Genomic DNA, 18,612 nt, shown 5'->3' with positions numbered 1-18,612 from the left:
GGCCCTCTTGGCGTCTGGAGCCTAACGTAGAACTTGGCGGCGAATTGGCAAGGGGCTGACGGTCGTCAGTAACGCTTCATCTTGTTTTGAAACTCTCGAAGCTGCCGAACGGTCTTGATGAGGGTCCACAGCACAAACGCCAGAATAGCTGACGCTACGAGAAGAACCTTCATGTCAAAGCGATAATCCCCAAGCCATTCTGTCGGATACGCGATTGAGGGATTTGATCTAAGGAAGGTGATCTCAATCGGGAGGCCATCCGTCACTTGGTAAAGCCGATCCAGTTGAAGCGGTACCTTTAGGATTTCGTTCAGTGAGTTGGTGTGCGGCTTAAACTCAATTGTCAGATAGAATTGTCTTTCTCCGGGGCCTGCTCTCCTAAACAACTCACGCATATCGTCCTCACTCAGCTCTCCCTCTGAAAAAGCAAGAACTTGCTCATACGAAATTGTTGGGCTGTCGATACGAGTAACATCCCCAATGGATGTTACGCCAAGCTGGGTGAGGAGAAGGTATTTGATACCCGGAAGATAGCTCGAGTAAACCGTCAGTATCAAGGCGATGGAGAACATTGCTGAAAAAGATATTTTCAACCAAAATGCATCACGTTCTTCTTCTTTGGGATGAAACAATGGTCTTAATCTCTCAATTTAGCAAAACCGGTCAAAAGTAACATCTTGTTTCATTACGTAGGGATTGTTTTGTGTGTCTGCAAGAAGGCTCTCAACTGTTCAATTCCAACAGAAAGCCGTGCCGAGTCGATATCTCCCTTCGAAAGGAAACCGGATGTGCTCCGGTGCTTGATAAGGTACGAAAGTCTGGATTATACCGTTACGTAATTCGTTTTCTTATTTCTCACCGTCAGGCTGTTCATGTTTCGCCGCCCATTTCTCCTTTCCGCACTCGCGGTCCTCACATGTCTTCTTCTTGCGGTTTTCGGGCTGGCCATCATGCTGGTCGAGCCAAGCAATGCAGCTCGGGAAGATTGGGCCTACAAGCTGGGCTTTCCGGATGGGGCAAAGGATATTCCGCTATTTGACAGCTGTGAGGCCGCCCGATTTTCCCACTCTGGCCGGGACGGGGAGGCTCCACCTGCCACGGAGATCACCTTTCGCTCCAACGAAACGGCAAGTGAGCTGAACGGCTTCTATCGGGACTATCTGGGGGGATTGGGCTGCCCGGCTGACAATCTGGCGGACACGATGTGCAATGCGCGTAGCTACAGCATCCAGATCGAGGAAGAAGGTAGCTGCCGGGCCGTTAAAATATTTGTTGTCGGAGATTTTTGATGAGCACTTTTGGAGATATTGCCACCGGTTATGACCGGTTGGCCGGAGCTGCCAATTATGGTCTGGTCTACACCTGCAATTGCGGCTGGCTTGATCTTGGGCATCTTAACCCAACAAACAATGATCCCCTAATCGGAGCCGCCAATCTCTGGACACAAATCCAGTCTGAAGGACCGGATGCCAGAACACATTGGGGCTATTTCTATCCGCCGAACTTCCGCCAGTACGATTATCCCGACACTGTTCTGCGCGACATGCGCCGAGACGGGACGGCGCGGTTTGCGGACGGGTCTACCGGTTACCGGGTCACCTATCGCCAGCAGATGGGGCCGGGGCTTGGAACCACCGGCGCGTTTCTGGTTCGCAGAGGCCTCTCCGAGATCGAGCAAAAATCGGTGGCTCTTTCGATATTCCTGATCGTGAGCTTTCGCTTCGAGACGTTCCAGCGCGGACTGGAGTGGGGTGGCATTGCAAACACCCTGTCGGAACTCATCCGCGGCAAGGCCTATGACAGCGGATTTTCGCAGGAAGACCTCGTCTCCAACCTTATCGGCTTTTATGTCGGTGTTGGCGAAATCAGCAAGCGGGACGCCATCTCCGCGTGCCATCCGGTGTCTGAAGACACAGCCGTTGCCATCTGGAACCGGGAAGGGCCGGTCGGCCAGAACAAGAACACGACCGCAATTCCGCAACTGCCTGCCGATACCTCGGCAGACACGTCGAACATGTGTGTGGATGAATGCACCGGCCAGACCCGCAGTCTGCCGTCAGTTTTCCGCTCGATCAGGCCGCAGGACCCGGGCCGGAACTACATCCCCTTAAGAGAATAGGGATCAAGCCGTTCAGGCTTGATCCGCATCCGGGTCGAAACCCTCAAAGACAATCTGGTCTGCAAATCGGGCTGCCTTTTCGCGGTCTTCCTGCGTGCGGACTGTCCAGGTCATGATCGGGATCTTCGCATGGCGGCTGAATAGGCTCGGCCCCATCTGCGGCAGGTCCTTGATGCCATAGGAAATGAAGTGCGGCCGTGTCCGCGGGTAGTGCAGCAAATGGCGCAGGATGAAACGATGTGTGAAGGACAGTCGCGCAAATTCGCCGTCCGGGCGCGCCGCATCGGCAACAATCCCGCGCAGCACCGCCGGGTTATGCTCTCGTGCAACTGCCACCATGTCCGGGTCGAACGACTTGATGCAGGCAGGGCCCGAATAGGCAGCCACCTGATCGACAATGCGCCGGACGAAATCCGCCTGTGCACCGGGGCGCATCAGCGACTTGATCTCGATGACAAGCGGGACCTTGCCGTCCACCAGATCAAACAGATCCTGAAGCATCCAGAGGCTGTCGCCACCCGTCTTCATCTTGAGCGCAACAAGCGCCTCTGACGGACGGTCGATGACCTTGCCAGTCGCATCTGCAAGACGGTCAAGCGTGTAGTCGTGAAACACCAGGGCTTCGCCGTCAGCGGTTTCCTGAACATCCACTTCAATGCCGAAACCCTTGTCGACAGCGGCCTGAATGGCTGTCGGGGTGTTTTCCATTCTGCCCTGTCTGGCATCATGGTAGCCGCGATGGGCAACAGGCCGCGCAAAAATGTCCTGCAACATAGTCATCTGGAATGTCCGGAAGAAAAAAGGAGCCGCGCCATGCGGCTCCCGATGGGGTTAAGCGAGTTCGAAGATCGCTTCGATTTCGACGGTTGCGCCGAAGGGCAGGGAAGCTGCGCTGACGGCAGAGCGGGCATGCTTGCCCTTTTCACCCATGGCGGCAACGAGGAAGTCGGACGCACCATTGATGACCTTCGGCTGTTCGCCAAAGTCACCTGTGGAATTCACAAAGCCGACGATCTTCACCAGACGCGCCACCTTCTCAAGGTCACCCGTTGCGGCCTTCGCCTGCGCCAACAGGTTGATCGCACAAAGCTTGGCGGCTGCGATGCCATCTTCCAGAGAGGCGTCTTCACCGATCTTGCCCTTGTAGGCAAGGCCTTCAGAACCCATCGGAAGCTGGCCGGAAATGAACAGCTGGTTCCCGGTAACAACATAGGGAACATAGTTTGCAGCCGGAGCGGCGGCCTGCGGCAGGCTGACACCGAGTTCGGCAAGGCGGCTTTCAATGGTCTGGGTCATGATGGATTCGGCTCCCTGAGCTTTCAGTTTTGTGGTTTCTTGGAGGAAATGCAGAACCACTGCAAGACAAGAATGCGGCCATACGGGACGCTCCCTGTTCAATTTCCGACGTGCTTTCGGCGGCATGGATAGAAATATTGGTAAAACTCTGCAAAATCCTGTTTTTTTCGACCCAAGGGTGGCGAGGGATGCGGACTGGTCGTAAACTCGGCGCTGGTGACGCGGATGCGTCAGAGTATTGGTATTGCTTAGGTGCGTTGCGAATGAAGCGGCTTTCTGTTGCCCTTTTGGGTTCTGTCCTCTGTGTGGCCAGTTTGCCGGAGGCTGCGCTTGCGGGGGGCAGTGCCCTTGCGCCGCACCGCGCTGTCTATGACATGGAACTCGATCAGGCTGAGGGGCAGTCCGGCATTGCCAGCCTGTCCGGCCGTATGGTCTATGACTTCTCCGGAAACTCCTGCGACGGTTACAGTGTTTCCTTCCGCTTCGTCACCGAGTTTCAGGATGAATCCGGCGGGTCACAGGTCACCGATCTGCAAACGACCTCCTTTGAGGCTCCGGACGCAAAGGCTTACGAGTTCCTCAGCAAGACTTTCGTCAATCAGAAACTGACCGAATCCACACGCGGCAAGGCCAAGCAGTCTGATGACGTCAAGCTGGTCGACTTGGCCGAGCCCGAAAAACGCTCGGTATTGATCACCGACACTGCTCTCTTTCCAACAGAGCATCTCAAGCGCGTCATCAGCAGCGCGCTGGACGGAACCCGTTTTGTCGCGGCAGATGTCTATGATGGCTCGGAAACCGGCGACAAGGTCTTTTCCACGACCGCCGTCATTGGTGCTGTCCGCGATGATGCAGAGACAATCACTGGAGCCGCCGGGCAGGTCGAAAAGCTGGATGGCGTCAAGCGCTGGCCGGTGACGATCGCCTATTTCGATCCCAGTCAGGAAGAGGGGGGAGAGCAGACGCCTGTCTATCAGCTCACCTTTGTCCTCTATGAAAACGGCGTCAGCCGCGAATTGATCCTCGACTATGGCGACTTTGCCATGAAGGGCAAACTGACGGATCTGAAATTCTACGACAGTGAGAGCTGCCCCAACTAACGGGGTTTCTCATCGCCTGAGCTCAGCAGGTTCACTCCATTTCGTCGTCGTCCGACCGTAAGGACGCGGGCTTTTCGGCAGCCTTGGTCTTGCGCGTTGTGTGCGTGAGACCAAGTTCGACTGCGGATGAGCCAAATTTCTCCTTTAGAGCATCCATGGCCTTTTCGGCCTTGTGCCGGCGTCCGGCCTGCTGATCCACGAGGTCAACCGGGTCGGCGCGATCTGCCGTTTCCAGATCGCTGACGCCAATGCCGAGCAACCGAAACCGACGCCCGTCTGTTTCCTTCTCCAGAAGGTCGACGCCGTTGCGATAGATCTTGTCGGCCAGCTGGGTCGGGTCCATCAGATGACGCGCCCGGGTGATCGTCTTGAAGTCTGCCGTTTTCAGTTTCAGCGTCACGCCACGGCCTGAAAGAGCTGCCTTTTTCAACCGTGCCGAGACCTTTTCCGACAGCCGCCGCAAGATCGGCCTCAGGGTTTCAAAGTCGGATATGTCGCTGTTGAAGGTGGTTTCCGCACTGATGCTTTTGGCTCCGCGCGATGGGGTCACAACCCGATCGTCGGTTCCCCTCGACAGCTTGGCGATGTGCAGGCCCATGGACCCATAGCGCCGGGCGAGATCCGTCGGGTCCATGGTCTGCAGCTGGCCGATGGTGCGAATTCCATCCGAGGCCAGTTTGTTCTGAAAGACCTTGCCGACGCCCCAGATGATGCTGACCGGTTGCCGCGCCAGAAACTCCAACGCTTCCGCTGCGCCGATAACCGAAAAGCCGCGCGGCTTTTCAAGGTCTGAAGCGACTTTTGCCAGAAACTTGTTGGGAGCCAGCCCGACAGAAGCCGTCACACCGATTTCCGCCTCTATTTCGCGGATCAGTTTCGCCAGCGTTTCTGCGGGCGTGGCCCCATGCAGTCGCTCCGTTCCGCTCAAATCCAGAAATGCCTCATCTATGGAAATGGGCTCGACCAGCGGTGTCAGTGCGCGCATCCGTTCCCGGATCTCACGCCCCACTGCGGAGTACTTTTCCATATTGGGCTTGATTACGACGGCATCCGGACACAGCTCCATTGCCTTGAACATCGGCATGGCCGAGCGCACGCCGGAAATGCGGGCGATATAGCAGCAGGTCGAAACCACGCCACGCTGACCACCACCAACGATCACCGGTTGGTCCTGAATGTCCGGATTGTCACGCTTTTCGACCGAAGCATAAAACGCATCGCAGTCGATATGCGCGATTGTCAGCTGGTCGAGTTCGGGATGACAGACCAGACGCGGGCTTCCACATCTCGGACAGCGGCTCTTGCCTTGCGACGCCCGCGATCCGCAGTCGCGGCACAAGGCCCGGACGGGGCCGGGAGATTGATCGGTCCTTGAGGCGTCATGAGCCATGATGGGTGATCTGCAGAAAAACGCGCATCAGCTCAACTCGCTGACAAAGGAAGCTGTTTCGGACCAGTTGCCGGTCAGAAGGTCCACATGAGGCTCTTGTGCCATGTTGGCCCGGAAGGTGTCATCCGCAATGAACTGCACCTGTACCGCCGTCGGCAGGCTTGCATTGACCGACGTGTGGTTGGTGGGACTGTCATCGATGAAGACGGCGCGGCCCTCGCGATTGGCAGAAAGAGCTGCGACGGCACCTCCCTTGGGGCCGGAATTCACCAGCAGCGGAAAGCTGAACCCGTAGGAAGCCAGCAGACGCTCTCGTAGCGGCTTGTTATGCACGCCGGGAAGATTGGTCAGGAAGATGACGTCTCGTCGTTCGGCAAGGGTGTGAAGCGCTTCATGAGCGCCATCGACCAGATCCTGATCATGGCTTTGCCGGTCGAAGAACTCCTGCAGCAGACGTTTGACCGCGTCCGGAGAAAGAAGCGTTTTATCTTCTTTGCGGGCGATGTTGTTTGTCAGTCTGTAGCGGTCTTCCAGCAGAACAAGATCATTGGCGACCAGATAGGTTCGAAGGTGACGCACCAGATGGAGCACCACTTCGTCAATGTCGCAGATGAGAATTGGCCGCGTTGATCTCGGCAGCGCATCGATCTGATCGAGAATTGCGCGTCCAGGTGCATCAGGTTCAGGCATCGTCCGGCAGGTCCTTGGCCAAAACGTAGCGGGCAGCTGCGATCATTGTGGGGCGAATGCCCGCATTCTCGCAGAAGGCCAACAGGAGAGCCTCGTCTGCCATGTAGAACTCAAGTACTCCGGCAAGAAAGCCCGGTTCGGCGGCAGCAAGCCGAATCGACTCGGGGCCGATACCCGAAACCGCCAGAAACCGCCCGACCTGTTCAGGGTCGCTTGTAAGCTGAATAAGGGCCTGAGTGGCAATTTCTTCAGCCTGTTCGACGGAAATACGGCTGCCAATTGAATTTATCATTGCTATTTTTTGCCTTTCCGAAAGATTTCCGCGATAAAAAGACTGAATAACTTGCAGCGGGGCAGGGGTCCAGCAGAGGATTGTTGGGCTAATATGTAAGAAACGGGGATCGGCACTAAAAGCCGTCAAAAGGGCAATGCCATGTCAAAAACCGTGCTGATTGTGGAAGACAATGAGCTGAACATGAAACTCTTTCATGACCTGCTCGAGGCGCACGGTTATTCCACACTTCAAACGAGGACGGGAATCGAAGCGCTGGAACTGGCGCGTCAGCATCACCCTGACTTGATCCTGATGGATATCCAGTTGCCGGAAGTATCCGGTCTGGAAGTAACGAAATGGATCAAGGAAGACGATGATCTTGCCAAGATCCCGGTGATTGCCGTCACTGCCTTCGCCATGAAGGGGGATGAGGAACGTATTCGTCAGGGCGGATGCGAAGCCTATATTTCCAAACCCATTTCGGTTGCAAAGTTCCTGGAAACAGTTCGTTCCTATATCGGCGATGTAGACGCCTGATGCTTGCGTGATGAAGGTTGCATTGCTGCAGGCCATTGTTGCTACTGGCTGTATAAAACCGTGCGGCGCAGCGCATTAAGGTTACAATTTTACTAAAATCGATAAAGAGAGTGTGTAAAAAAGGCGCTTTCTATTGATTTGCTTGGGCAAATAGGTAGGGTGTCGCTGGATCAGGGTAATTCCTGATAGTGTTTTACGCAGTGAGAAAATCCTCCTGCCGTAAAAACCAGTTTCCCTACGGAGTGCTCAGGTCCGCCGCATCTCCTGGGTCCGTGGGGCAGGCCGGCGCGAAATCAAGTCGAAGAGTGGCCTCCTCGAATGCTTGATTTCCGCCGGCCTCCACTTTTCTGGCGTCTTTTCTATATTCAAATACTTGAAAACAATAGTGTTGTGCCCCGAGGGCTCATCTGTTGCAGCTCGTTCTCTACTATTGCTTCAGCCGGAAAATAAAAGAAATATTCTGCAATCTTACGTAGGGTATGTTTACTTCGGATTAAAGTTATACGATCAAATTTATTGCCACTTCGGTTCATGAGGGGCAGCTATGTCTTTTTTTGCAAGGTTACGAATAACAACAGCTATGTCATTGGCATGCGCTGGTTTTTTCACCGTGGCAATGGTTCTGGTGGGCGTCATCGTCTTCACGATCGCTGACAAGCAGGCCGCACGGACTGCTGTCGACAAACAGAACGCCAGCTTGAAAGTGGCTGCCACTATCTTTTCCGAGCGTATTGATGGCGTGCGCATCACCCGAGGCGCCGACGGAAACATCGAGCGCATTGAGGTTCGCGAGCTTCCCGAATTCGCCGATCACGCCATGATCGAGACAATTACCGGCATGACGGGCGAAACCGCGACGGTGTTTGCATGGGATGCAGAAAGTCGCGATTTCTGGCGCAAGACCACCAACATTATAAAGCCTGACGGATCGCGCGCGGTTGGAACGCCGCTCGGCCAGAAGGGCGCGGTATATCCGGTGGTCATGGACGGCAAGACATATGTTGGTCAGGCCAACATCCTCGGCAAGGACTACTACACGATTTACAAGCCGATCTTTGCCGGGGACAACAGCATTGTCGGCATTCTGTATGCGGGTGTTGAAAAGGAAGCTGTTCTAGCCAACGTTTGGGAGCTGATGTCTTCCTTCGTATTGCTGGCTTTTCCGGTAGTCGCGGTCTTCGTTGTGCTGACGTCGCTGATGGTCCGCCGGATGCTGCGGCCGGTGACCTCACTTGCCGATGTGACCCGCAAGATTGCCGAAGATGATCTGTCCGTTGATGTACCGTATCTGGCGCGCCACGATCAGATTGGTGATCTGGCCAAGTCCGTCGAGACGCTGAAGTCCCGCTCTGTCGAACGCTCCGAGCTGGCGCTCCACCGCGAAACCGATGAACGTCAGCGCGCAGAGCGTCAGGGCGAAGTCCAGCAGCTTATCGAAGGCTTCCGCAATCGTGCCCTGGGTCTCCTGTCCTCTGTTGAAGAGACGGCTGACCATCTGGATGCGACAGCGCGCGAACTGAGCGCTCTGGCTGCTGAGAGTGCCTCCCATGCGGATGAGACCGTATCGTCGTCCACAGAGACCTCCAACAACGTTCAGACCGTAGCCAGCGCCGCAGAGGAGCTTGCAGCGTCCATCGGCGAGATCTCCAGTCAGGTCGCCCGCACGACGGATGTTGTGGGCCGTGCAACGGAAGGCACGCGCAACACCAACGAGAAGGTTGAGGGACTGGCAGCTTCTGCAGCCAAGATCGGTGAGGTCGTCACCCTCATTCAGGCGATCGCCGAGCAGACCAACCTTCTGGCCCTCAACGCCACGATTGAGGCGGCAAGGGCAGGGGAAGCCGGCAAGGGCTTTGCCGTGGTTGCTGCCGAGGTGAAAGAACTTGCTACACAGACCTCGCGTGCGACCGAGGAAATCGGAGCGCAGATTGCCGCCATCCAGGAAGCAACCCGCGAATCCGTCCATGCCATCGCCGAGATTTCCGCGATCATGGAAGAGGTGGACAGCTACACATCCACCATCGCCTCTGCCGTCGAGCAGCAGGGCGCAGCAACCTCCGAGATCTCCTACAATGTCCTGAAGGCATCTGAAGGCACTCGGGCGGTGACCAGCAACATGACAAACCTGTCGACTGCTGTTCAGGCAACCTCCGGCTCTTCCGAGATGGTTCTGGTTGCGTCCGGAGAGCTGTCCGGCAAGACCGTCGCCCTGAAGGACGAGGTCGAGGCATTCCTGCGGAACGTTGCTGCAGCCTGATCTCAAGATCAAACCAGACAACAAAAAACCCCGCCGAATTTCGGCGGGGTTTTTTTATGCCCGAAAGCAAGGAGAAAAGATCTTACTTGATCTTTGCTTCCTTGAATTCGACGTGCTTCTTTGCAACCGGATCGTACTTACGCTTGACCATTTTCTCGGTCATGGTGCGGGAGTTCTTCTTCGTGACATAGAAGAAGCCGGTGTCAGCTGTCGAAAGAAGCTTGATCTTGATGGTCGTCGCCTTGGCCATTGCCTTGCTTTCCTGTGTTCTTTTGTCGGGGCAAAGGGTGGTAGTGGCCAGGGACGCTGGCGATCAGTTTGCCCGTGATCTGAAATCAGCGCGCAAAGTACTCAAGAAGCGCCCAAAGTCAAGACTTGCCTTTGCTTATGCAGGATCAACCGATGGTGTTGAGCCCTTTGTCCCCCGCTGGTGGAGTGGATTTCTTCCTACAGAAGGTCGCGAACGAAGTCTCCATTGCGGAAGGAATAGAATGGAACCGGTGTTTCCGGCGTGAGGTCCGGATCTTTTTCCAGGCGCTTTTCCAGATCGCTGAGAATGGTTTTCGTGATCATGGGAAGTTCCTTTTCCCGCGCTTCTTCAAGCGTCAGCCACGCACATTCTTCAAGCTCCCCGGAGGGGCCGTGCCCGTCAGCCAGCTGCTCGGCAATCGCATCTGACCAGACGGCGAGGAAGCGGGCATCAAAACGACGCGGCCGTTTGGGCGGCGTGATCGCCCTTGCAACAAAGCGTAAGGGAGACAGATCAAGAGCGATGCTGCGTTCTGCAAAAGCTTCAAAGCCAGTGCCGAGCTTCTGTGGACAGTCCGCTTCCTTGCGTCCAATGAAGACGCCGGCCTCCTCATAAGTCTCGCGAATCGCAGCCAGTGCAAAGGCACGAACGCGCGCGGAGGACTTGGCGCTTTTCAGATCCTTGGTCAGCTTTTCCTCGACGCTCGGGTGGTAACTTTGGGCAACCTTGATCCGGGAGTCGCCAAGGTCCACCCGTCCGCCCGGAAAGACGAACTTGCCCGGCATGAATGTGTGCCGAATGTGCCGGCGACCCATCAGGATCCGCACATCACCGCTGTCGTTCCGATCAAGGATCAACAGCGTGGCTGCATCCTTGGGACGGATATAGGGATGGTTTCCGGCTTGCTCGTCGCGGGCCAGTTTCTCGGCCAGTCCTGTCGTCATTGATGCCCCGTTGCTGGATCCGGTTCTGGAAGATCGTCCCCAGCATCAGGATCAAAGCCGTGCATGTAAAGGGCCCATTGCAAACCGATCAGGGCGCCCTTCACCGGGCGCATCAATGCAAAGGACAGGATCAGCGTCAAAGGCACCCAGAGCGCCATGTGAACCCAGAGTTCGGGCCGGTAGAGCATTTCGACGATCAGCATGCCGGGAATGATGATGTGGCCGACAATGGTGATGGTGAAATAGGGCGGAGCGTCATCCGCGCGCTGATGGTGCAGCTCTTCACCGCAAGCAGAACATACCGGTTCGGTTGACAAAAATCCGTTGAACAAAGGCCCCTTGCCGCAGGATGGACACTTGCAGGCCGCGCCGCGCAGGATCGAGCGCCAGACTGGCCTCGGTGGTTTGCGTGTCGGGTCCTGATTGGGGCTGTCTTCCTGAGAAAGGGTATCTGTCCGGTACTCTACGCTCAACGGTTTCTCCCGCCCTTGGACTTTGCAGCCCGTTTGGAACTTCGGGTGGGTTTGCGATCACCCGCTGGCGCGCCAGACTTGCTGGCTGACTTGCCTCCGGGTTTTCCCCCAGGCTTCCCGCCGGACTTTCCCCCGGACTTCCCCTTGTGGGGCTTCCGGCTCAGTCGACCGGGCTTGCGCCCTTCGCTTGCCAGCTCGAACCGCAAGGCTCCGGCAAAGGGGGCCGCTTCCACGAGCCGCACATCCACCCGGTCGCCAAGCTGGAACGTTTCGCCCGTCTTGTCACCTATGAGCGCGTGCGACCCTTCGTCGTAGCGATAGTAGTCAAGGCCGATGGTGCTGGCGGGAATGAAGCCGTCAGCACCGGTGTCGGTGAGCTGGACAAACATGCCGGACTTCACCACGCCAACGATGCGGCCCTTGAATTCGGCCCCGATCTGATCGGACATCCACAGGGCGATCAGGCGATCAATGGTCTCGCGCTCGGCCAGCATGGCGCGACGCTCGGCTGCAGAAATATCCGCGCCGATCACATCCAGTTTTGCTTCGATGCCTTCCGGAAGGCCGTCATCGCCCAGTCCCAAAGCCTTGACGAGGCTGCGGTGGACGATCAGGTCCGCATAGCGACGGATGGGAGAGGTGAAATGCGCGTAGCGGCGCAGGTTCAGACCGAAATGGCCGATATTCTGCGGCGCGTATTCCGCCTGTGCCTGACTACGCAGCACCACCTCGTTCACGAGATGAGCCTGCGGAGTATCCTTCACCTTTTCCAGAATGCCATTGAATACAGACGGACGAAGGCCGCCAGACGAAGGCAGCTTCATGTTGATCGTTGAAAGGAACTCTTTCAGCGATTCCAGCTTCTCTGGCGTTGAGGCATCGTGAATGCGGTAGAGAAGAGGGGACTTCTTCTTCTCCAGCGTTTCGGCTGCCGCCACATTCGCCTGGATCATGAATTCTTCGATCAGCTTGTGCGCATCGAGCCGTTCGGGAACATAAACATGGTCCACGGTGCCTTCGGGCGTCAGCTTGATCTTGCGTTCCGGCAGATCGAGTTCCAGCGGTTCACGGGCATCGCGGCCTCTCTTCAGGCACGCATAGGCCTCCCATAGAGGCTTCAGGACGCCGTCGACCAAGGTTTCCGTCCGCTCGTCCAGAATACCCTCAATCGCCTTTTGTGCCTGAATGTAGGACAGCTTGGCGGCAGAACGCATCATCACCCGGTGGAACGTGTGATGGATCTTTCGACCGGTCTTGTCGAACACCATGCGCACGGCCATCGAGGGCCGGTCTTCCTTTTCGCGCAAGGAACACAGATCGTTGGAAATGCGCTCCGGCAGCATCGGGATGACCCGGTCCGGGAAATAGACCGAATTGCCGCGTTTCAGGGCTTCCTTGTCGAGCGCTGAGCCGGGGCGCACGTAATGCGCAACGTCTGCAATCGCCACATAGGCGATGTAGCCACCTTCGTTTTCCGGATCGGGATCCGGCTCGGCGAAAACCGCGTCGTCGTGGTCCTTGGCGTCAGGCGGATCGATGGTGACCAGCGGGATCTGCCGCCAGTCTTCGCGTTTGCCGAGCGTTGCAATCGGTTGCTGGGCTTCGGCTTCCGCCTCCACGCCATCGGGGAAGACATGCGGGATGCCGTGCTGGTGAAGGGCGATCTCCGAGACGGCCTTTTCGGTCATCATGGAACCAAAGCGCTCGACGATCTGCGCGCGTGGGTGGCCATACCGGCCCGAACGGGTGATCTGGACGCTGACAAGATCACCGTCCTCGGCGTCGCGCAGATCAACCGGATCGACATCCAGTTCACGCTGCTTGCGGTCAATCGGTTCCAGATAGGGGGGCATGCCGCGTTCACGCAGTCTCAGGATGCCCAGAATTGCGCCCTGACGCTTTTCCAGAACCTTGATGACACGAGCCACATGGCTTGCCTCGGGGCCTGCCTCCGCCTCGCTGAGCCGCACGAGGGCGCGGTCGTTCAGGCCCGGCTGTGTGGTTTTGCCTTTGCCGGTCAGAACCAGAATGCGCGGCGGGGTGCCTGCTTCCTCGTCCCAGTCGACCGGCTCGCCCAGAAGCTCCCCGTTTTCATCGCGGGAAACCAGATTGACCACGAAGACCGGGGGGAGGTCGCCTTGCCGGATCAGGCGCTTTTGACGCTTTTCGATCAGACCTTCATCAGCCAGATCCTTCAGCATCTTCTTCAATTGAATGCGGGCGCCGCCGACGATACCGAAGTGACGCGCGATTTCGCGTTTTCCCGCCTTGCCCGGATGATCGGCCACAAAGGCGAGAATGTCCTCCTTGGAGGGCATTTCGCCCGGCACCTTCGGGTGCGCCCGCTTGGTGTGCTTGCGCGGGTTAATTCGCTTTGCGCTCAAGATGCGTCGTCCCAGGGAACCTCTTCAGAAGAAGCGTCGACCTTCGCCTTGGCCTTGGAGGTTGTTTTCTTGGCTGCCGTCTTCTTGGCAGCGGTTTTCTTCTCGCCGGTTTTCTTGTCGCCTGCCTTGGTTGCAGCCTTTTTCGTGCTGGCTGCCTTCTTGGCAGGGGCCTTCTTCTTCGTGCCACCCTTGGCTGCGATCAGTTCGACCGCCTGTTCCATGGTGACAGCCTGCGGGTCAGTGCCCTTGGGCAGTGTTGCGTTGACCTTGCCGTGCTTCACGTAGGGCCCATAGCGCCCGTCGTAAACATTGACCGGTCCGCCTTCCTTGGGATGCTCGCCAAGCTCCTTGAGCGGCGTAGCCGCAGCGCCGGAGCGTCCGCCGCCCTTGGCGCGTTTTTGCGCCAGAGCGTCTACGGCGCGGTTGATGCCGACCGAGAACACTTCATCCGGGGACGAGAGGTTTGCATAGGTGCCTTCATGCAAGACAAACGGCCCGTAGCGACCGATACCGGCAGAAATCATCTTGCCGTCTTCGGGATGCGGCCCGACCTCGCGCGGCAGGGAGAGGAGCTGCAGCGCCTTTTCCAGGTCCATGTCTGCAGCCGACCAGCCACGGGGCAGGGACGAGCGTTTCGGCTTCGCTTCTTCGCCAAGCTGCACATAGGGGCCGAAGCGACCGGTGCGCAGGGAGACATCCAGACCGGTTTCAGGGTCCTGACCCAGAACTTTCGGGCCTTCCGCCGCACCGTCTTCATCTCCGTCGCCGCTTTTCGCCAGCTGGCGGGTGTAATTGCATTCCGGATAGTTGGAGCAGCCGATGAAGGCGCCGAACCGGCTGACTTTCAACGATAGCTGACCCGTGTCACAGGTCGGACATTTGCGAGGGTCCGAACCGTCTTCCTTGGCCGGAAAGATATGCGGCCCGAGCAATTCGTTCAGATTGTCGATCACCTCCGAGACGCGCAGATCCTTGGTCTCTTCGACAGTAGCTGAAAAGGCGGTCCAGAAATCGCGCAAAACATCGAGCCATGAAAGCTCACCGGCAGAAATCTTGTCCAGCTGTTCTTCAAGGCTCGCCGTGAAGTCGAATTCCACATAGCGGTTGAAGAAGCTTTCCAGAAACGCGGTCACGATCCGGCCCTTGTCCTGCGGGACAAGCTGCTTCTTTTCCAGCTCCACATATTCGCGGTCGCGCAGGGTCTGCAGCGTGGATGCGTAGGTGGACGGACGGCCGATGCCGAGCTCTTCCATCTTCTTGACGAGGCTGGCTTCGGTATAGCGCGGGGGAGGCGTGGTGAAGTGTTGGGAGGCCTCGACGGCTTCCTTCTTGTCTTCCAGAACGCCGAGCGTCAGTGCAGCGCCTTCATCGACCGCCGGAAGTCGGCCCGCGGACTCCTCGTCATCATCGTCGCGGCCTTCCTGGTACAGCGCCAGAAAGCCGTCAAAGCGGACGACGGAGCCGGTGGCGCGCAGTTGCGCAACCTTGCCGCTGCCTTTGGCGGTGATGTCGATGGTGGTGCGCTCCAGAACCGCCGATTCCATCTGGCTGGCCATGGTGCGCTTCCAGATCAGCTCATAGAGCTTTGCCTGATCGGGGTCGAGGAAACGGGCAACATCCTTCGGGCGACGGGACAGATCGGTCGGGCGAATGGCTTCGTGGGCTTCCTGCGCGTTCTTTGCCTTGGAGGAATAAAAGCGCGGCTTTTCCGGAACGTAGTTGTCGCCGAAGTCCTTGGCGATCACCGATCGCGCCGAAGAGACGGCCTCAGGCGCGATCTGCACGCCGTCGGTACGCATATAGGTGATGAGGCCTGAGGTCTCGCCGCCGATCGACACCCCTTCATACAGCTTCTGTGCGACCTGCATGGCGCGCGATGCCGAGAAACCGAGCTTGCGCGAGGCTTCCTGCTGGAGGGTGGACGTGGTGAAGGGAGCCGCCGGGTTCCGCTTTGCCGGCTTGGAGGCAACGCTGTCGACCAGATAGCTGGCGCTATCAAGCATCCGCTTGATTTCGGTTGCTTCCGCTTCACCCGAAATGTCGAGGCGGCCGATCTTGCGACCATCATATCCGGTCAACCCGGCCTGAAACATTGCGCCGGATGGCGTCTTCATTCCGGCAAAGATCGACCAGTATTCCTGCGGCTTGAAAACCTCGATCTCCATTTCCCGGTCGCAGATCAGGCGGAGCGCAACGGACTGGACGCGGCCAGCAGAACGTGCGCCCGGCAGCTTGCGCCACAGGACGGGAGAGAGGGTAAAGCCAACCAGATAATCGAGCGCACGGCGGGCGAGATAGGCATCCACCAGCGGGGTGTCCAGCTCGCGCGGGTTCTTCATCGCCTCCAGAATGGACTGTTTGGTGATCGCGTTGAAAACCACGCGCTCAATCTTCTTGTCCTTCAGGACGCGCTTTTTCTGCAGCACTTCCAGAACGTGCCAGGAAATGGCTTCCCCTTCGCGATCCGGGTCAGTTGCGAGGATGAGCTTGTCGGCGTCTTCCACCGCATTGGCGATTTCGCTCAACCGTTTCTGGGACTTGGAATCCACCTGCCAGCTCATGGCAAAGTCTTCGTCCGGCTTGACCGAGCCATCCTTGGGCGGCAAATCGCGGACATGGCCATAGGAGGCCAGGACCTGATAGTCAGAGCCGAGATACTTGTTGATCGTCTTCGCCTTTGCGGGCGACTCTACAATGACGATGTTCATGGACACCCAAAATACGATTGCCGGAGAATGAGCTCCGGGAGGAAAACCTGTTCACGAGCGCCGACGATCCGGGATCGCAGGCCGCCTGTCAAATGGACCTTTGAAGCCGCGCGGTCAAGTGAGGCAGAAAAACCATCTGGGTTTTGAGAACCTTTCCCCGTCTAAATGTTGCGCAACGCAAGGCGAGTCTTGAAGAAAATTGCGCGCGGTGATGATTGGCGGGAAGTGTCGGTACGACGGCGCAAACGCTTGTTCGGACCGTGGATAACCCTGACGGCGAACAATTCGCAGCCTAATAAAGCAGTGAAACCGTGTTTCCCCGGTGTCGTTCAAGCCGACCGGCAAGTTCCAGTTCCAGAAGGATCACATGGACGCTGCGGACAGGGGCTCCGAGAAAGCGGATCAATTCATCCAGATCGGTCGGTGTGGGCCCGAGCGCGGAGAGAACGGCAGTACGCAACGTGTCATCCGGTTCCTTATAAGAATGACAATCGGAGGCGTCGTCTTCGCGAATGTCCTGATCAAACGGCAGGTCCGGCTCGATGCGTCCGGCAAGGCTTTCCAGAATGTCCTCGGCGCAGGTGACCAGCGTGGCGCCTTGCCGAATGAGGTGGTTGGCGCCTTCCGAGCGCGGATCGAGCGGGGAGCCGGGGACCGCGAAAATCTCGCGGTTCTGCTCCAGAGCAAAACGGGCGGTGTGCAGGGAGCCTGATTTCTTGGCGGCTTCAATCACCACAACACCAAGCGAAAGGCCGGAAATCAGTCGATTTCGGCGGGGGAAGTCGCGTCCACGCGGTTTCCAGCCAAAGGGCATTTCGGTGATTGCATTGCCGCCCTCGTGGAGGATTGCCGCCAACAGGCGCTCGTGCTCCGGCGGATAAAGGACGTCGATCCCACCGGCAAAGACAGCGACGGTCCCTGTCAGGATCGAGGCCTCATGCGCGGCAGCATCAATTCCGCGCGCAAGGCCCGAAACGATGCCAAAGCCCTGTGCTCCCAGGTCCTTTGAAAACTGCGCGGCCAGCTTGCGACCGGACAGGGAGGCGTTGCGCGCGCCCACCATGCCGATCATCCGCGCTTCGCGCAAAGTTGCGCCGCCAAGAACGGATAGAAGGGGAGGCGGGCCGTCGATATGCCTCAGATGGGGCGGGTAATCCGCTTCGCCAAGAGCGACCAGTCTCGCGCCAAAACGGCCATGAGCTTCCATCTCTGCTTCCGCATCATGCAGCGGATGCACCCGGATCGTGCGTTTGCCGCCGCGTGCCGAGAGTTCCGGCAGGGCGGCAAGGGCCGCATCCGCAGAACCGAAATGGTTGATCAGGTCGCGGAACGTGTGCGGGCCGACATTTTCAGAGCGTATTAAACGGAGCCAAGCAAGGCGCTGGGCCTCCGAGAGGCTGGGTGTTTTATGGGCGATAAGCGCCGTCACCCGGCCCCGTCTTCGGAAAGGTCTGCTTCCGTTTCAGGCGCAGGCTTGGATTTTTGCCCGATCTTCGATTCCACGCCCCGCAACAAGCGGCCAATGTTCTCGTGGTGCTTGGCCCAAAGCAGCAGGGACAGGAGCACAAACATTTCCGCAATTTGCGTCTGACCAAAGACGAAAAAGAGCAGGACCGGCGTCAGGAAGCTGGCGGTGAGGGCAGAAAGGGACGAATAGCGGAACACAAACGCCATTCCGATCCAGATCAGCGCGCAGGCGATGAATGCAGGCCAGTAGAGCCCGAGCAGAATGCCGAGATAGGTCGCAACGCCTTTGCCACCCTTGAACTTCAGCCAGATCGGGAAAAGGTGCCCCAAAAACGCGCCAAGCCCGGCAATCAGCGCCATTTCCTGACCGTAGAAATGCTTGACGATCATCACCGCCACGGTGCCTTTAAGGCCATCCCCCAGCAACGTCGCCAGTGCCAGCTTCTTGCTGCCCGTGCGTAGCACATTTGTGGTGCCGATATTGCCGGAGCCGATCTTGCGAATGTCACCGAGCCCGGCCATGCGGGTGAAGACAAGGCCGAAGGGGATCGAACCGAGCAGATATCCAAACACGAGGACGGCAAGGTAATAGGGCCAGGCATATTCCCAGCTGATCGGATCAGGCATGTTCTGTCAGTATCTCCCCGGCGCGGGCTTGAATCACCCACGCAATGTCTTGTCTGGCTGGCACTATAAAGCCTTGCCCTTCAGCTTTCCATGGCA

General features: G+C 57.7%; 18 protein-coding genes. 5 read left to right on the top strand and 13 right to left on the bottom strand.

The genetic code is table 11. The annotated features are described in order from the left end of the window. Positions 1 to 65: 65 nt before the first annotated feature. Complete coding sequence (locus F0155_RS01975) at positions 66 to 632, bottom strand: hypothetical protein (RefSeq protein ID WP_150522802.1); 567 nt, start codon at positions 630 to 632, stop codon at positions 66 to 68. 240 nt (positions 633 to 872) lie between these two features. On the opposite strand from F0155_RS01975, the gene F0155_RS01970 reads away from it, so the two are divergent. Further along, on the top strand, positions 873 to 1,289 hold the full coding sequence (locus F0155_RS01970) for a hypothetical protein (protein WP_150522801.1): 417 nt from the start codon (positions 873 to 875) through the stop codon (positions 1,287 to 1,289). Next, on the top strand, positions 1,289 to 2,119 hold the full coding sequence (locus tag F0155_RS01965) for a hypothetical protein (RefSeq protein WP_150522800.1): 831 nt from the start codon (positions 1,289 to 1,291) through the stop codon (positions 2,117 to 2,119). The genes F0155_RS01970 and F0155_RS01965 overlap by 1 nt, the downstream gene beginning before the upstream one ends. 12 nt (positions 2,120 to 2,131) lie before the next feature. Here F0155_RS01965 and F0155_RS01960 read toward each other — a convergent pair whose 3' ends face one another. After that, complete coding sequence (locus F0155_RS01960) at positions 2,132 to 2,899, bottom strand: glycerophosphodiester phosphodiesterase family protein (RefSeq protein WP_150522799.1); 768 nt, start codon at positions 2,897 to 2,899, stop codon at positions 2,132 to 2,134. 51 nt (positions 2,900 to 2,950) lie between these two features. Further along, entirely contained in the window at positions 2,951 to 3,415 is a 465-nt protein-coding gene (locus F0155_RS01955) for a RidA family protein (protein WP_150522798.1), read from the bottom strand. A gap of 263 nt (positions 3,416 to 3,678) precedes the next feature. Here F0155_RS01955 and F0155_RS01950 point away from each other — a divergent pair, with 263 nt between their 5' ends. After that, positions 3,679 to 4,515 (top strand): cell envelope integrity EipB family protein, encoded by an 837-nt coding sequence (locus tag F0155_RS01950; RefSeq protein WP_150522797.1) that lies wholly within the window; start codon positions 3,679 to 3,681, stop codon positions 4,513 to 4,515. A 31-nt stretch (positions 4,516 to 4,546) separates the two neighbouring features. Here the strand turns inward: F0155_RS01950 and F0155_RS01945 are convergent, their stop codons facing one another. The 3 genes from F0155_RS01945 to F0155_RS01935 are packed head-to-tail and all read right to left on the bottom strand — an operon-like array spanning position 4,547 to position 6,887. Beyond that, positions 4,547 to 5,905 carry a DNA polymerase IV gene (locus F0155_RS01945; RefSeq protein WP_150522796.1) on the bottom strand — a complete coding sequence of 453 codons (1,359 nt, stop codon included), beginning with the start codon at positions 5,903 to 5,905 and terminating at the stop codon, positions 4,547 to 4,549. Between the two features lie 27 nt (positions 5,906 to 5,932). Then, the gene (locus tag F0155_RS01940) at positions 5,933 to 6,595 is read right to left on the bottom strand and encodes a hypothetical protein (RefSeq protein WP_150522795.1); all 663 of its coding nucleotides are present in this window, start codon (positions 6,593 to 6,595) and stop codon (positions 5,933 to 5,935) included. Next, positions 6,588 to 6,887, bottom strand: coding sequence for a DUF3572 domain-containing protein (locus F0155_RS01935; protein ID WP_150522794.1), 300 nt, complete (start codon positions 6,885 to 6,887; stop codon positions 6,588 to 6,590). The genes F0155_RS01940 and F0155_RS01935 overlap by 8 nt, the downstream gene beginning before the upstream one ends. A 141-nt stretch (positions 6,888 to 7,028) precedes the next feature. Between F0155_RS01935 and F0155_RS01930 the strand changes: the two genes are divergently transcribed. Together F0155_RS01930 and F0155_RS01925 are read left to right on the top strand one after the other, a co-directional pair. Continuing rightward, complete coding sequence (locus F0155_RS01930; RefSeq protein ID WP_150522793.1) at positions 7,029 to 7,406, top strand: response regulator; 378 nt, start codon at positions 7,029 to 7,031, stop codon at positions 7,404 to 7,406. Between the two features lie 580 nt (positions 7,407 to 7,986). Then, complete coding sequence (locus F0155_RS01925; protein ID WP_208999090.1) at positions 7,987 to 9,663, top strand: methyl-accepting chemotaxis protein; 1,677 nt, start codon at positions 7,987 to 7,989, stop codon at positions 9,661 to 9,663. Between the two features lie 82 nt (positions 9,664 to 9,745). On the opposite strand, the gene rpmG is transcribed toward F0155_RS01925, so the two are convergent. From rpmG to plsY, 7 genes are all read right to left on the bottom strand, one after another. Continuing rightward, on the bottom strand, positions 9,746 to 9,913 hold the full coding sequence (gene rpmG, locus F0155_RS01920) for a 50S ribosomal protein L33 (protein WP_008192710.1): 168 nt from the start codon (positions 9,911 to 9,913) through the stop codon (positions 9,746 to 9,748). A gap of 197 nt (positions 9,914 to 10,110) precedes the next feature. Beyond that, positions 10,111 to 10,857, bottom strand: a complete 747-nt coding sequence (locus F0155_RS01915; RefSeq protein ID WP_150522791.1) for an NUDIX hydrolase — start codon at positions 10,855 to 10,857, stop codon at positions 10,111 to 10,113. After that, the gene (locus F0155_RS01910; protein WP_150522790.1) at positions 10,854 to 11,330 is read right to left on the bottom strand and encodes a DUF983 domain-containing protein; all 477 of its coding nucleotides are present in this window, start codon (positions 11,328 to 11,330) and stop codon (positions 10,854 to 10,856) included. Before F0155_RS01910 ends, F0155_RS01915 begins: the two co-directional genes overlap by 4 nt. Next, the gene (rnr, locus tag F0155_RS01905; RefSeq protein ID WP_150523075.1) at positions 11,327 to 13,648 is read right to left on the bottom strand and encodes a ribonuclease R; all 2,322 of its coding nucleotides are present in this window, start codon (positions 13,646 to 13,648) and stop codon (positions 11,327 to 11,329) included. The genes F0155_RS01910 and rnr overlap by 4 nt, the downstream gene beginning before the upstream one ends. Before the next feature lie 62 nt (positions 13,649 to 13,710). Then, positions 13,711 to 16,422 carry a type I DNA topoisomerase gene (topA, locus tag F0155_RS01900; RefSeq protein WP_150522789.1) on the bottom strand — a complete coding sequence of 904 codons (2,712 nt, stop codon included), beginning with the start codon at positions 16,420 to 16,422 and terminating at the stop codon, positions 13,711 to 13,713. Positions 16,423 to 16,714: 292 nt separating this feature from the next. Next, positions 16,715 to 17,851: a DNA-processing protein DprA gene (dprA, locus tag F0155_RS01895; protein ID WP_150522788.1), complete on the bottom strand. Its 1,137-nt coding sequence runs from the start codon at positions 17,849 to 17,851 to the stop codon at positions 16,715 to 16,717. Then, the gene (plsY, locus tag F0155_RS01890; RefSeq protein WP_150522787.1) at positions 17,848 to 18,516 is read right to left on the bottom strand and encodes a glycerol-3-phosphate 1-O-acyltransferase PlsY; all 669 of its coding nucleotides are present in this window, start codon (positions 18,514 to 18,516) and stop codon (positions 17,848 to 17,850) included. The genes dprA and plsY overlap by 4 nt, the downstream gene beginning before the upstream one ends. Between the last annotated feature and the right edge of the window lie 96 nt (positions 18,517 to 18,612).

Source organism: Roseibium sediminis, from assembly GCF_008711325.1.
Taxonomy (GTDB): Bacteria; Pseudomonadota; Alphaproteobacteria; order Rhizobiales; family Stappiaceae; genus Roseibium; species Roseibium sediminis.
This window is presented reverse-complemented; position numbering and strand designations above follow the sequence as displayed.

Bases quoted from the DNA above. Each gene is read 5' to 3' on its own strand.
- F0155_RS01950 (WP_150522797.1), top strand. From the start codon at position 3,679: ATGAAGCGGCTTTCTGTTGCCCTTTTGGGTTCTGTCCTCTGTGTGGCC.
- F0155_RS01930 (WP_150522793.1), top strand. From the start codon at position 7,029: ATGTCAAAAACCGTGCTGATTGTGGAAGACAATGAGCTGAACATGAAA.
- topA (WP_150522789.1), bottom strand. From the start codon at position 16,422: ATGAACATCGTCATTGTAGAGTCGCCCGCAAAGGCGAAGACGATCAAC.
- F0155_RS01935 (WP_150522794.1), bottom strand. From the start codon at position 6,887: ATGATAAATTCAATTGGCAGCCGTATTTCCGTCGAACAGGCTGAAGAA.
- F0155_RS01925 (WP_208999090.1), top strand. From the start codon at position 7,987: ATGTCATTGGCATGCGCTGGTTTTTTCACCGTGGCAATGGTTCTGGTG.
- rnr (WP_150523075.1), bottom strand. From the start codon at position 13,648: ATGCCCTCCAAGGAGGACATTCTCGCCTTTGTGGCCGATCATCCGGGC.
- F0155_RS01945 (WP_150522796.1), bottom strand. From the start codon at position 5,905: ATGGCTCATGACGCCTCAAGGACCGATCAATCTCCCGGCCCCGTCCGG.
- F0155_RS01965 (WP_150522800.1), top strand. From the start codon at position 1,289: ATGAGCACTTTTGGAGATATTGCCACCGGTTATGACCGGTTGGCCGGA.
- F0155_RS01915 (WP_150522791.1), bottom strand. From the start codon at position 10,857: ATGACGACAGGACTGGCCGAGAAACTGGCCCGCGACGAGCAAGCCGGA.
- F0155_RS01955 (WP_150522798.1), bottom strand. From the start codon at position 3,415: ATGACCCAGACCATTGAAAGCCGCCTTGCCGAACTCGGTGTCAGCCTG.
- F0155_RS01940 (WP_150522795.1), bottom strand. From the start codon at position 6,595: ATGCCTGAACCTGATGCACCTGGACGCGCAATTCTCGATCAGATCGAT.
- plsY (WP_150522787.1), bottom strand. From the start codon at position 18,516: ATGCCTGATCCGATCAGCTGGGAATATGCCTGGCCCTATTACCTTGCC.
- F0155_RS01960 (WP_150522799.1), bottom strand. From the start codon at position 2,899: ATGACTATGTTGCAGGACATTTTTGCGCGGCCTGTTGCCCATCGCGGC.
- F0155_RS01970 (WP_150522801.1), top strand. From the start codon at position 873: ATGTTTCGCCGCCCATTTCTCCTTTCCGCACTCGCGGTCCTCACATGT.
- rpmG (WP_008192710.1), bottom strand. From the start codon at position 9,913: ATGGCCAAGGCGACGACCATCAAGATCAAGCTTCTTTCGACAGCTGAC.